Origin of the sequence: Geomesophilobacter sediminis, assembly GCF_016458275.1 — a bacterium.
GTDB lineage: Bacteria > Desulfobacterota > Desulfuromonadia > Geobacterales > Geobacteraceae > Geomesophilobacter > Geomesophilobacter sediminis.
Genome location: NZ_JAEMHM010000010.1, coordinates 119,119 through 132,325, shown reverse-complemented (window position 1 = coordinate 132,325; position 13,207 = coordinate 119,119). Strand labels below are relative to the sequence as shown.

Sequence of the window (13,207 nt, the reverse complement as noted above, 5' to 3'; positions counted from 1 at the left end):
TACGATCAAAATTCACCGCTGACATACAAGAGGGCAGAGAATTATGGGAAAAGCAATCAGAAGCAAAATCAAGGGGATGGGGTGGCAGGCCAAAGTCACCCTGATTCTGGTCTGTACCCTGCTGACCAGCATCTTCATGTACCAGGGGCTCTACCACCCCGGACAGGGTGACGCGACGCCGGTCGCCACCCAGGGGTGGTCGACCGTCTACGGCGGGACGTCGTTCCCGGTCGCCGGCGGGTACACCTACGCCATCACCCCGGCGGCAAACAGCAACCGGATGCTGGTGGTTGCCGTTTCTTCGACCATCACCGCCGCCGCAACCCAGACCTGCACGGTCACCTACGGCGGCAAGTCCTTGACCCAGGCCGTCGGCGACGGGACGACCAGCGCGCAGCAGCACACCTATCTCTTCTATCTCAACGACGCCAACATCGCCGCGGCGACCGGTACCACGCTGATCGCCACCGTCACCGGCGGCACCTCCGCCTACAACCACGTGATGGCGGCGGTCTATACCGGCGTGGACCAGTCCGCCTCTCCGATTACCAACTCGCAGAACTACAACGGCGGCGCAACGTCGTCCTCGGCCATCGGCCCGTTTGCCACCGCGCTCACCATCGGCAGCGGGGACCAGGCGGTCGAAGTGGTGAACCTCACCAGGACCGGCAGCACCACCGCGCGGACCGTCGGCACCTGGGCCACCAACTGGGCTTCCACCTTCACCGCCTCCGGCTCCAACAGCTCGGGGAGCCAGTACGCCGTGAGCACCACGATCGGTTCGGATTCGACCGCAGGCACCACGACTTCCCAGCACACGGTCAACAGCAGCAACACCGCCCTGCGCTCGATGTCGGCGATGAGCCTCAAGTCCGCTCCGACCCTGACGGCAGCGGCACCGGCCAGCGCGGCGCCCGGGACCAGCAACCTTAGCGTCAATCTGACCGGGACCAACCTCTCCTCGGGCACCCTCACCGCCAACTTCGGGGCCGGGATCACGGTCAACAACATCACCTACGTGAGCGCCACCCAGGCGACCGCCAACATCAGCATCGATGCGGCCGCCGCCTACGGCTACCGCACCGTCACCGTCACCGGCGCCAACGGCGTGGCGACCGGGGCGAACCTCTTCTCGGTCATCAACCCCAACGGGCCGACCATCAGCACCATCAGCCCCGCCACCGGCGGACAGGGGGGGACCCAGACCATCACCATTACCGGCTCCAACTACCAGAGCGGAGCAACGGTTTCTTTCAGCGGCACCGGGGTCACGGTAAGCAGCACCAACGTCGTCAACGCCACTACCATCACCGCGAACGTGACGGTGGCAAGTTCGGCAGCGACCGGGGTTCGCGACGTAACCATCACCAATCCGGACACCTCGGCAGGCACCAAGCTCAGCGGGTTCACGGTAACCGCGGCGCCGACGGTGACGGCAGCATCGCCGGTAAACGGAAAATTGGGCTGGACCGGCAACGTCACCGTGACCGGTACCAACTTCGCCTCCGGGGCGGTCGCCTATTTCAATGACGCCGGAGTCACCGTCAACTCCACCACCTTCGTGAGCTCCACGAGCCTCACCGCCAACGTCACCGTTGCCTCGAACGCAACGCTTGGGGGGAGGAAGATCCAGGTTACCAACCCGGATGCCGGGGTAGGGGTGAGCGCCAGCAACCTCTTCACCGCGGTGGACCCGGCGGTGACGCCGACCATCACCTCCCTTACCCAGACAACGCTGGGCCAGGGGGCGACGGGCGAGACCTTCACCATCACCGGCACCAACTTCGTCAGCGGTTCTACGGTCAGCTTCTCCGGCAGCTACGTGACTTCGGTCACCACTACCTACGTCAACGCCACGACCCTCAACGTCGCGGTCAACGTCAGCACTTCGGCAACCGGTACCGCGACCCTCACCGTCACCAACCCCGATACCCAGACCGCGACGACCACCATCACCTTCACCTCGCGTCCGGGGAGCACCCTCACCGCGGCGCCCAATAACGGCTACACCGGGATCAGCGGCCTCAACGTCGTCCTGACCGGCACCAACTTCCAGAGCGGGGCGGTGGCGAGCTTCAGCAATTCCGGCATCACCGTCAACAGCACCACCTACCAGAGCTCCACCCAGCTGACCGCAAACATCAACATCGCCTCCAACGCCACCGCCGGGGCGAGTTCGGTCACCATCACCAACCCGGACGGCGGCACCCGCTCGGTGAGCAGCGTCTTCACCGTCAGCCCGGTCGGGGTCTTCTCCGCCGCGCCCGCCCTGGCCCAAGGGGCGACGCAGACCGTCACCATCACCGGCCAGGGCTTTGCCGCCGGCGCCAGCGTCGCGGTTTCCGGTACCGGAATCAGCCTCGGCACCCCGACCATCGTCGATGCCAACCACATAACCATCAGCATGACCGCCGATCCTGCCGCCACCTTGGGCAACCGCGACATCACCGTCACGGTCGGAACCAGCACCGGCACCGGGACCGGAGTCCTCAGCATCAACGGCGGTCCGAGCCTGACCGGCCTTTCCCCGGCCACCCTGCGCCAGGGGGACACCGCCGACGTAACCATCACCGGCGGCAACCTCCAGCCGGGGGTCACCATCCAGTTCAACGGGACCGGGGTGACCATGAACTCGGCAACCTACGTGAGCGCCACCCAGCTGACCGCCAACGTCACCATCGATCCGAACGCGGCCCTGGGCGCCCAGACCGTCACCCTGGTGAACCCGGACGGCGGCAAGATCACCGGCGGCTCCTTTACCATCGCCCTCACCGGCAAGACCATCGCCGGCGCCGTCTCCTTCACCAGAATCACCGACACCTCGATCGCCATGGTCATTGCCTACTCCGGCGACGGTGACAACGACGGCAGCTGCACCGTATCCTACGGCGCCACCTCCGGCTACGAACTCGGCACGGTGACCGCCACCAAGGCCAACGGGGTCTACACCGCCAACTTCAACAACCTGGCCGGCGGCGCCGACGGTGCCGGCAAGCTCTACTACTTCCAGGTCAACTTCAGCGACGCCGACGGCGTCATCGGCAACCCGCAGGTCGCCCTCACCCAACCGACCCGGGCGAACGCGCTGATCCACAACAGCCAGAACACCTTCTCCGCCAAGTGGGCCCAGGGGTGGGGGATCGACGGCGGCAAGTACGGGGCCTTCACCTGCTCCACCTGCCACAACAACCAGACCAGCAACGCAAAACTCGTGGCCACCTCGATCCAGACTCCGTCCCTGGAAAACTGGAGCTCCAACGGCGCGAGCAGCGTGACCATCGTCTACAACAACCCGGCCACCACCATGGGCAACGACGGGCAGCACGCCACCTCGACCAACGTCTGCGAGGCCTGCCACGCCCGGACCGCGCATCACAAATTCAACAACGCCGGCGCTGACCACAACGGCACCGTCGACTGCACCACCTGCCACGCCCACAATGAAGGGTTCATCCCCTCCTGCAAGACCTGCCACGCCACCGCGCAGGGGAATAACGGCTACCGGCGCCAGATCGTGGGCAACGGCGGCGACTTCTTCACCAACATGTCCGGACACGGCACCTTTGCCGACATCAGCTCCAAGACCTGCACCGTCTGCCACGATTCCTCGTCGCACCGGAGCTACAGCGACGGGGTGAGCGTTGCCCTGGCCAACGCCGACACCGGCGCCAAGGTCGTCTATGACGGCACCGCCGCGACGGCTCCGGCCACCGCCGGCGTCTGCCTCTCCTGCCACGACGCCGACGGCGCCACCCGGCTCGGGAACATCGCCCTGGCACCGTTTACCGCCAGCAACGACTTCACCGCTCCGACCAACGTAAACCAGTACTGGCCGGCCTCCGGCGGGGCGCACCAGGTGTACATGCAGTGCTTCAACTGCCACGGCAACTCCAAGGGGACCGACGGGAGCACCACCAATCCGAAGTACAACGGCCACGCCTCCGGCAGGACCCACATGCTGCAGGATTCCGCTTTCGACGTGACCAACCCGAACGCCTACTGCTTCAACTGCCACAACGCCGCCTCGACCGACCCGAACAAGTCGACCAAGGACATCAGCGGCCAGTTCGCCCTCACCAACAAGCACGTCACCGCGAAGTGCTTCGACTGCCACGGTGACGAGAACAACGCGACTGACAGCATGCACTCGCTCCGTTCCGGTTCCCAGACCTACGCCTCGGGCGTCATCGCCGGCAACCTCTCCAACTCCACCGGCCGCAGCATGACCTGGAGCACCACCTCCTGGGGCGGGGCTACCGCCTCGGCGAGCATCCCCTCCAACGGCGCCACCGGCGAATGGCAGATCTGCTTCAAGTGCCACGCCGCCGTCGGAACCGGGACCACCCCGGACGTAAACAACGCAAGCTACACCAACGCCGGTGCCCTCACCAACCTCGCGCTCGAGTTCAACCCGAACAACGGCTCGGCGCACCCGGTGGTGGTGGCTTTGAACAACCAGGTGGGTTCCACGGCCCCGCGGGCCCTGACCACCGCCAAGATGCAGGCCGCCTGGCAGAACGTCGGCAGCCAGGTGATGTCCTGCTCCGACTGCCACGCCACCTCCAGCACCGGCGGCAAAGGTCCGCACGGCTCCTCGATCAAGTGGATGCTGACCGGTACCAACAAGGCCTGGCCCTACACCCTGGCGTCCTACAACGGAACCAGCACCGGCGGTACCCTGCGCTCGGTGGGTACCCTGACCACCGGAAGCGGCACCAACGACGGCCTCTTCTGCCTCAACTGCCACACCATCAGCGGTACCAACAGCTTCCACAGCGTGGCCGCGAGCTTCCCGGAGCAGCACAGCAACACCTCCGGCCCGGCCCAGTGCGCCAACTGCCACATCCGCGTGCCGCACGGCGGAAAGATCTCCCGCCTGCTGCAGACCACCAACGCCCCGGCCCGCTACCGCGCTTCCGGGACCAGCTCCAGCACGCCGCTCTTCAAGGCGTGGGGTAAAACGGGAGTCACCGTCAAGGGGGCGAGCTACAGCGGCAACTTCGGCAGCTCCTGCTCCGAGCACAGCGGCGGCGCCTCCGGCGGCGAAGCCTGGTAACCGCAGGTCCTGCATAGCAACACCTGAAAGAGCCGGGTACCCCCCGGCTCTTTCAGCTTGGCCACCGGCGCAAAACCCCATTTTATCTGGCGCAAATCGGACAAATCTGGTATTTTATCGGCACTTTCGGAGAGGTAGCCATGAGGCCGGTAAAATTCCTGACCGCCCGCACGACGGTCATCGCGCTGTTTCTGGCGATCACCGCGGCGCTTCTGATCGCCATCTTCATCCCGCAGCGCGGCGACGACGGCAAGATCCCCGCCTGGGTGACGTCGCTTCCCGAGCCGCTCGGGTTTCTGGGCCAGCTGGGGCTGGACCACGTCGTCACCACCCCGTGGTTTGCTGCCCTGGTCCTGGTCTTTGCCGTGTCGCTGCTTTTTTCCACCATCGAGCAGTTCGGCGCGGTCCGGGCGCTCACCCGGCGGGAACCGGGCACCGACGGGGAGTGGCGTGAGGTGGCCGACGGGCCGGGGCTCCCGGCGCGGCTGGCCGAGGCCGGCTACAACGAGTTCCCGACCTCGGGACCGGTCCAGCGCTACGTCAAACACGGTTTAGGCTACTGGGGGGGCTTCCTCCTGCACCTGGGGCTGGTGATCGCCGTTCTTTTCTCGCTGGTCTACGTGGTTACCCAGCACCGGGTCCTGGTCCGACTGGTCGGCGACGAGGTCACCCGGCTCACCCCGGATAACGTGGCGGTAAAGCAGGGACTTTTCCCGGTGCAGCCGCGCCTGCCGGAGTCGGTGACCCTGACCCGGGTCGAACCCCGGTTCTACGGCAACGACAAGCTGCAGTCCCTGAGCTCCGAACTCTACTTCACGGAACGCCCTGGCGACCTCCCGCAGCGGGTAGCGGTGGGGCTTTCCGACAAGTCCAGTTTCGGCAGGTTCCTGGTCTACCAGGGAAACCCGTACGGGCTCGCCTTCAATCTGGATATCGCCCTGCCGGGGGATTACCGGAAGATGCAGCTGATGATCCATTACCCGGCCAGCCGCAAAAGCCCCGGTTACGCCGAACTCCCGGTCCCGGGTACCGACCTGATCGTGAAGGGGAAGTTCGTCCCGGACCGCGAAAAGGGGACGATGGAGGCCCGCGCGCCGCTTTTGACCCTGCGTCTGATCAAGGGGAAGCGGTTTTTGGGCGAGGCGGAGATCAACCCGGGGGAGCGCAAGGAATTCGGTCCGGTGAGCGTGAAGCTGACCTCGGTGCAGTGGTGGGGGGAGATCCTCCTGGACGGCAGCCGCGGCACAGCCGGGATCTTCGCCGGCTTCGCCATCATCCTGGTTGGGGTCTTGAGCTCCTACTGCCTGATCCCGCGGGAGGTCCTGGTCCGTGAGGAGCGGGACCGGACCCTGGTCCGTTTTTTCGTACGGCGCTTCGCGCCGCTTTACCGTGAGGAATTCGAGGCATTGGCCGGGGACGGCCGGAAAAAGGAAGCTTGATGAAGGGTTCGTTTGCGCTGGTTACCGGCATCCACTGGGGTGCCGTGGTCGTCTATGTCGTTGCGACGGTGTTGTTCATCTACGGGCAGCTCTTCGAGCGGGAGAAGCTTTCCCGGATCGGGCTGCGGCTGGCGATACCCGGACTGATCCTGCACGGGATCGGGATCCTGATCTGGTGGCGGATGGTGGGGCACGGCCCCTACATCGACCGCTTCGAGGTCCTCTCCTCCAACGCCTGGGTGCTTTTGGCCGCCTTTCTCCTTTTCACCATCCCCTACCCGCGACTCAAAGGGGTCGGGATCGCGGTCCTGCCGGCGACCTTCATCCTGGTGGCGCTCGGCCTGTTCCTGAACCCGGAGATGAAGACCCTCCCGCCGACCTTCCGCAGCGTCTGGCTGGTTTTGCACATCATCTTCTACAAGATCGCCTTTTCCGCCATCATCATCGCCTTCGCCTTCTCCACCTTCTACCTCCTGATCCGGCGCGGCCGGTTGCAGCGGCTGTCCCGCCGGCTCCCCGATCTCGCCGGGATCGACATCTACGCCTACCGCTTTGCCGGCTTCGGCTTCACCTTCTGGGCCATCGGGATGCTCGCCGGCTCGATCTGGGCCTACCAGTCCTGGGGGAGCTTCTGGAACTGGGACCCGGTCCAGACCTGGTCGCTGGTAACCTGGGGGGTCTTCGGGATGTACCTGCACCTGCGCCGTTTCTTCGGCTGGAAAGGGGACGGCGCCGCCTGGCTTTACGTGGTCTGCTTCGCCCTCACGCTGGTATCGCTGTTTTTGACTCCCCTGTTCGAATCCTCCATCCACGCGGAGTATTTCAAATGAGAAGGTTTGCCGCCGCAGCTCTGCTTTTGCTGCTCTTGCCGGGGTGCAACGACACGAAAAAGGAGAACCGGCTGTCGGCTCCGCCCCCCGCGGTGCCAGGGAAGTACCAGGCCTACACCCCCGCCGGGACCGACGAGGAGCAGGTGCGCCAGGTGGTCATCCGCTACGATCAGCTGGTGGCCGAGGGATACCGGATCCTCAACATGAGCCGGCTGGTCGAGGTCGCCACCCAGGACCAGGCCGAGAAGGCGTACTTTCACATGGCGGCGATCGGGGAGGGGCAGGTCCGCATGCTCTCCGAGATGAAGAAGATCGACTTCACCAGCGTGAAGCGGGTGCAGCCGGATACCTTCGTGGTGCGGACCCGCGAGCTCTGGGACTTCGCCTATACCGACATCAAGACCGGCAAGGAAACCGGCAAGGAGAAGGATTTTGTCTACGAGATGACCTTCACCCTGAAAAAGACCGGACCGCGCTGGGTGATCACCGACTCGGTCGCCTATGCCCCCAATGACAAAGAGGAGAAGGCCGCCCCGCGGGTGATCAAGCCGGCCCATGAGGGTACGAAGCCGGAGATCCCGCTGCCGCCCGGTCACCGCAAGGTGAATCAGTGAGCGATCCCGCCCCGGTTTCCAACGCGCGCCTGGTCGGCCTGGGGCTCTTGATCTGCCTCGTCGCTGCCGGCGTCTGCGTCGGCCTGGACCGCTACGGGGCCTCCTGCCGGAAATCCGGTGTCGCCGCCGCGGCAGGTGTCGCCCCGGCGAGCGTCGTCCGGCTCGCCACGCCGGAAGCCGCCTACCGCTTCTGGCGGGAGCGGGGGTATCACGGGAGGACCGTTCTCTACGTCGCCTCGGGGTGGGAGCGGATCGATCCCAACCAGTTCGGCCAGGACGATCCCCGGCGGAACTACCCGCTCTCGGTGTACCGGACCGCGGACCACGTCGAGAAGAACTTCCTGGACCGGCGCACCTTCCTGTACGTCGCGGCGCTCCAGGGGGTGGCCCGGCGGGTGATCGCGGTGCTGGGGCCGGCCGCCTTCCAGGAGGCGCGGGAGCAGGCTAAGAACGCGAAGAACGTGCGCTTGGGCGACGGGACCATCTACCTGACCTACCAGGGCTTTCCGCGCTGGTTCGTGACCGGGGAGCGGCTGTTTGCCCCGGGGGAGCCGGTGCTCCTCTACGTCGCCGCCTCCGCCTTCAAGGAGTCGACCCCGGCGGAACTGGTGGCGCGGCTCAAACGGGCCGGGGTGAAGACCGACGCGGCGGTTTTGTGCGACGACACCGGGAACCCGGAGGTGACCGCAGGGGAGCGCGGGGCGCTGGATGAGTTCGCCAGGCTGCTTGAGCGGGGTGGGAGATGAGCGTGGAGCTTTCGCACCATTCCGGGACCAGCGCCGGCGCAGCGCGCCCGGAAGGGCGCTCCCACGCTGTTGGCGGCTCACGGGCGGGGGAACGGACCTGGCTGCTGGTGGCGGGGATCACGCTGGTGGCCCTGGTCTTCCGGCTCTACGGCATCTGGTCGCAGCTGCCCACGGCCGACGAACAGGCGGTGCTCCTTTCCGCGGTGAACTATATGGAGTCCGGGCAGCTCGGACCGACCATGTGGAACCACCCGGCGCTGCGCAACATCCTGGCCTACGGGATGCTGAAGGCGTTCGGCAGCGGCGTGGTCGGGACGATCGGCCTCAACCTCGTCCTCGGCACCCTCTGCACCCCGCTCATTTACGCGGTAGCGCGGCGGCTTGCCGGGAGCCTGCGGGTCTCCCTGGCGGCCGCGTTGATCTGGGCGGTGGAACCGCTGGCGGTGGAGTACTCGCGCCAGGCGATCAACGACATCTACCTCGCCTTCTTCCCCCTGGCGGGAATCCTGGCGGTGTACCGGTACCTGGACCGGGAGCGCCCCGCCTGGCTGCTGGTTGCCGGAGCGATGTTCGGCTTGGGGCTCGCCTCGAAGTGGAGCGCGCTTTTCCAGCTGGCGGTCATGGGGGGGCTGGTCTGCTACCGGCTCTTCCGCTCCTGGAAGGGGGGCGCGGCAGGCGCGGCGCGGGCTTTCTTCATCGGCGCCGCCCTGGGCATCCTTCCGGTGACCATCTACCTGGCGTCCTTCTATCCCTGGTTTCAGCGCGGGTACCGGCTGGAGGAGTGGCCCGCCCTGCAGCAGAGCATGTACCGGGAGACCAAGCTTCACACCGGGTACAAGGACCTCATCTACGGCGACCACAAGGCCTGGCAGTGGTTCCTGGTCCCGGGGATCAGCCACGAGGACTTCATCTTTCACCTGCCGGAGTCCGGCCCGGCGCGGGAGCCCAACCTCCGCGAGGACCTGACCGTGCTCATGGCGGTGGCGAACCCCCTGGTCTGGCTGGCGGTGATTCCCGCCTTCCTGTTGCTGGTGCGCGCGGCGCGGCGGGAGCGTTCGGAGGGATTGACGGTCCTCGTGGGGCTGCTGCTGTTCTCCTACGGGCCGATGGCCGTGGTGCACCGTCCGATCTGGTTCAATACCGGGGTGGTGGTGCTCCCCTACGTAGCGATCCTGGTCCCCTTCGCCCTGGACCGGCTGGCGCCGGCCGCAAGCACGGGGGCCCGACGCTACCTCGTTCCCGGGTACCTCGCCGCCGTGGCGCTGGTCTCCCTGGTCCTTTTCCCGCTCGCGATCGGGAAGGGATTCGGGCTGCCGCTGGTGGGGGACCAGCTCTTCCAAAACGCCCTGAACCGCCAGGGGGAGAGCAAGGAGCTGTACCGGGAACGGTGAATCGACGCGCAATGAACCGTGAGCAGTGCGCAAGCCGATCAGCGTCAATCTTCGGAGGATCCCTCTCCCACCGGGTGAGGGAAGGTTCTGCGTAGCACGTCCCCTCACCCCGGCCCTCTCCCGGTGGGAGAGGGCGGTATCGGTTGCCGGACGCCAATTGAATGAACGATGAGCCTGACTAAGTAACCCCAGCCTTACATTTTCATTAGACAGCCGCGGAAAATGCGGCACAATTTTCCGACAGCGGTTTCCAGCCGCTGATCCGGTTACCGCCGTTGCCGCACCTGTCCAATCTGTCCCCGTTGCAGCCGGAAACCCTGCAAGGAGCATGCATGAAGATCCGCCGCGTCGCCCTCATTACCCCGCCCTACCACTCGGGCGTTGTTGAATCCGCCGGAACATGGCTGAACGTCGGTTTCGTCTACATTGCCGGAGCCCTGCGCGCCGCAGGCTACGAGGTCGATTACTACGATGCGATGTCGCTTTGGCACAAGTGGCCCGAGATCGAGGAGCGGATCCGCGCCTTCAAGCCGGACGTCGTGGCGACCACCTCCTACACCGCCTCGGTGGCTCACGCCCTGGAACTCACCGCGCTGGCGAAGAAGATCAACCCCGACGTCGTGACCGTGCACGGCAACGTCCACGTCACCTTCTGCTATGACGAGATCCTGAAGGCGGAGCACGACACCGTCGACTACGTGGTGCGCGGCGAGGGGGAAGTGACCCTGGTGAAGCTCCTGGATTGCCTCAACGCCGGCGCCGATCCGGCGCAGGTCCCCGGGCTCGCCTTCTACCAGGACGGCAAGGTCGTGGTCACTCCCAAGGCTCCCCCGATCGCCGACCTCGACTCGCTCCCGATGGCCTGGGACCTCGTCGAGTGGCCGATCTACAGCTACCGCGCCAAGAACAACGCCCGGCTTGCCATCGTCTCCTCTTCCCGCGGCTGCATGGAGAAGTGCTCCTTCTGCTCGCAGCAGCTCTTCTGGGCCCAGTCCTGGCGGGCCCGTTCCCCGGAGAACTTCGTCGCCGAGCTGGAGCTTTTGCGCGACCAGTACGGGGTCGAGGTGGCGATGCTCTCCGACGAGATCCCGACTCTGGACCGGGACCGCTGGGTCCGGATCCTCGACCTGATGATCGAGCGCAAGGTCGGGGTGAAGCTCCTCATGGAAACCAGGGTGGACGACATCCTGCGCGATGCGGACATCATGGACAAGTACCGCGAGGCCGGGGTCGAGCACATCTACGTCGGCGTCGAGGCGGGCGAGCAGGCGACCCTGGATCTCTTCAACAAGAACACCAAGGTGGAGCAGTCCAAGGCGGCGATCGACATCATCAACAACGCCGACATCGTCTCCGAAACCTCCTTCGTCCTCGGCATGCCGGACGATACCCCCGAATCCATCGCCGCAACGATCGAGCTGGCCAAGCACTACAACCCGGACATGGGGTTCTTCCTTGCCATCGCGCCCTGGCCCTACGCCGAGCTCTATCCCCAGCTTGAGCCGTACGTCGCCACCAAGGACTACCGCAAATACAACCTGGTGGAGCCGGTCATCAAGCCGAAGAACATGACGCTCAAGGAGCTCGAAACCGAACTCGGCAAGGCCTCCCAGAAGTTCTTCATGCACAAGTTCCAGAACCTGCACCAGCTATCCCCCTGGAAACAGGAGTTCATGCTCTCGGTCCTCGACCTTTTGGTGCACCACTCCTATCTCGCCGGACAGATGAAGACGGCTCTGAGCGAGGGGGGGAAGCAGATGCCCCCCGAGGTGATCGAGCTGATGCGGACGGTCAAGGCGGCCAAGGGGCACCCGCACGCGGTCGCGCCGATTCCGTGATCCTGAGGAAAGGAAGGGGGACCGGCACGTTGCGGAGCCCGGCCCCGCCCTTCGACATCCGCACCGTTTCCCATTCCGTTTTTCGCCGGGGGGGCGCCGGCCACTCCGCCGGTTTCCGGCATCCGGTCACCTCGATCACCTCTGCCGTCGACTACGCCGTCTTAGGACTCAACCCGCTCGGCCATTACCTCACCGCGGTCCCGTTCCGTGGACTCGACACCTTCCCGGTCGGCCCATGACCCACCTGGTCCGCTTCCTTAAAAAAGCCAGGGTCGCCCTGCGCATGCACCGGCGCAGGCCCACCTTCGTGAGTTTCAACGTCACCAACCGCTGCAACGAGGCCTGCCCCATGTGCTCGATCTGGCGCGACGAGGGTGAGGACCTCCCGCTTGCCGAGATCGAGCGGATCTTCACCGACCTCAGGCGTTGCGGCTTCCTGGTGAGCGAGCTTTCCGGCGGGGAACCCTTTCTGCGTCCGGACCTCTTCGAGGTGTTCAAGGTATTGGACCGCCTCGGTTTCCTCTACACCCTCACCACCAACGGGACGTTGGTGACCGGCGAGCAGATCGAGCGCCTTTCCGATGCGCGGGGGCTTTTGCAGTTGGCGGTGAGCCTCGACTCGCTGCGCCGGGACACCTACCGGGCCCTGCGCGGCTGCGACCTCTTGCCCGACGTCCTTAACACCCTGGACCGGATCGCCGCCGCGCCGCCCCCCCAGCCGGTCAAGCTCAACATGACCCTTTCCCGGCTCAACTACCAGGAAGTCTTCGACATGATCCGCTACGCCCGGGCTCGCGGCTTCTTCCTTTCGGTCTTCCCGGTCAGCCTCGGGGGCGGTTTCGAGCACCGCGCCGACCATCCCCAGTTTCGGGCCTCGTCGGGAGAACTGAGGGAGATGGCGACCGTGTTCGTCGAACTTTCCCGGCTCAAGAAGGAGGGGGCACCGCTTTGGGAGTACAGCGGCTTCTATGAAAAGGCCGCCGGCTACCTTTTGCAGCGGCCGATGGGGCCGTGCGGGGCGGGTGAGCTTTTCGTCGACCTGCATTCGGACGGCAAACTGGCCCCCTGCATCGATCTCCCCACCTGCGCCGACCTGCGCCAGGAATCGGCCGCCGCGGCCCTGGCGCGGATGAAGACCCAGTCGGAGCGGATCCGCAGCTGTTCCGGGGCGTCCCCCTGCTGCTACACCTGCAGCTACAACATTTCCTTGACGGCGGAGCACCCGGTGCGGTTCGTCCTGGAGAACGCCCGCCGCACCGTGAAGCTGTGGGTGAAAAAGCCAAAGGCCTGATC

At 65.6% G+C, this 13,207-nt stretch carries 9 protein-coding genes; all 9 read left to right on the top strand.

Features of this window, described 5'->3' with window-relative positions:
- The first annotated feature begins 43 nt into the window (after window positions 1-43).
- The 9 genes from JFN93_RS25795 (at window position 44) to JFN93_RS13400 (ending at window position 13,205) form a co-directional block, all read left to right on the top strand.
- Window positions 44-5,056 (top strand): IPT/TIG domain-containing protein, encoded by a 5,013-nt coding sequence (locus JFN93_RS25795; protein ID WP_199384606.1) that lies wholly within the window; start codon window positions 44-46, stop codon window positions 5,054-5,056.
- A gap of 140 nt (window positions 5,057-5,196) precedes the next feature.
- Window positions 5,197-6,495 (top strand): cytochrome c biogenesis protein ResB, encoded by a 1,299-nt coding sequence (locus tag JFN93_RS13435; protein ID WP_199384605.1) that lies wholly within the window; start codon window positions 5,197-5,199, stop codon window positions 6,493-6,495.
- Window positions 6,495-7,325, top strand: a complete 831-nt coding sequence (locus JFN93_RS13430; RefSeq protein ID WP_199384604.1) for a cytochrome c biogenesis protein — start codon at window positions 6,495-6,497, stop codon at window positions 7,323-7,325. The genes JFN93_RS13435 and JFN93_RS13430 overlap by 1 nt, the downstream gene beginning before the upstream one ends.
- Entirely contained in the window at window positions 7,322-7,939 is a 618-nt protein-coding gene (locus JFN93_RS13425) for a hypothetical protein (RefSeq protein WP_199384603.1), read from the top strand. The genes JFN93_RS13430 and JFN93_RS13425 overlap by 4 nt, the downstream gene beginning before the upstream one ends.
- Window positions 7,936-8,685 (top strand): hypothetical protein, encoded by a 750-nt coding sequence (locus JFN93_RS13420; RefSeq protein WP_199384602.1) that lies wholly within the window; start codon window positions 7,936-7,938, stop codon window positions 8,683-8,685. Before JFN93_RS13425 ends, JFN93_RS13420 begins: the two co-directional genes overlap by 4 nt.
- Window positions 8,682-10,076 (top strand): phospholipid carrier-dependent glycosyltransferase, encoded by a 1,395-nt coding sequence (locus JFN93_RS13415; RefSeq protein WP_199384601.1) that lies wholly within the window; start codon window positions 8,682-8,684, stop codon window positions 10,074-10,076. Before JFN93_RS13420 ends, JFN93_RS13415 begins: the two co-directional genes overlap by 4 nt.
- Window positions 10,077-10,408: 332 nt before the next feature.
- Window positions 10,409-11,914, top strand: a complete 1,506-nt coding sequence (locus tag JFN93_RS13410) for a B12-binding domain-containing radical SAM protein (RefSeq protein ID WP_199384600.1) — start codon at window positions 10,409-10,411, stop codon at window positions 11,912-11,914.
- A gap of 29 nt (window positions 11,915-11,943) precedes the next feature.
- Complete coding sequence (locus JFN93_RS13405; RefSeq protein WP_199384599.1) at window positions 11,944-12,153, top strand: hypothetical protein; 210 nt, start codon at window positions 11,944-11,946, stop codon at window positions 12,151-12,153.
- Window positions 12,150-13,205: a radical SAM protein gene (locus JFN93_RS13400; protein WP_199384598.1), complete on the top strand. Its 1,056-nt coding sequence runs from the start codon at window positions 12,150-12,152 to the stop codon at window positions 13,203-13,205. The genes JFN93_RS13405 and JFN93_RS13400 overlap by 4 nt, the downstream gene beginning before the upstream one ends.
- Window positions 13,206-13,207 lie beyond the last annotated feature (2 nt).

Excerpts from the sequence above, each read along its gene's own strand:
- JFN93_RS13400 (WP_199384598.1), top strand. The coding sequence starts at position 12,150 with ATGACCCACCTGGTCCGCTTCCTTAAAAAAGCCAGGGTCGCCCTGCGC.
- JFN93_RS13425 (WP_199384603.1), top strand. The coding sequence starts at position 7,322 with ATGAGAAGGTTTGCCGCCGCAGCTCTGCTTTTGCTGCTCTTGCCGGGG.
- JFN93_RS25795 (WP_199384606.1), top strand. The coding sequence starts at position 44 with ATGGGAAAAGCAATCAGAAGCAAAATCAAGGGGATGGGGTGGCAGGCC.
- JFN93_RS13415 (WP_199384601.1), top strand. The coding sequence starts at position 8,682 with ATGAGCGTGGAGCTTTCGCACCATTCCGGGACCAGCGCCGGCGCAGCG.
- JFN93_RS13435 (WP_199384605.1), top strand. The coding sequence starts at position 5,197 with ATGAGGCCGGTAAAATTCCTGACCGCCCGCACGACGGTCATCGCGCTG.
- JFN93_RS13430 (WP_199384604.1), top strand. The coding sequence starts at position 6,495 with ATGAAGGGTTCGTTTGCGCTGGTTACCGGCATCCACTGGGGTGCCGTG.
- JFN93_RS13410 (WP_199384600.1), top strand. The coding sequence starts at position 10,409 with ATGAAGATCCGCCGCGTCGCCCTCATTACCCCGCCCTACCACTCGGGC.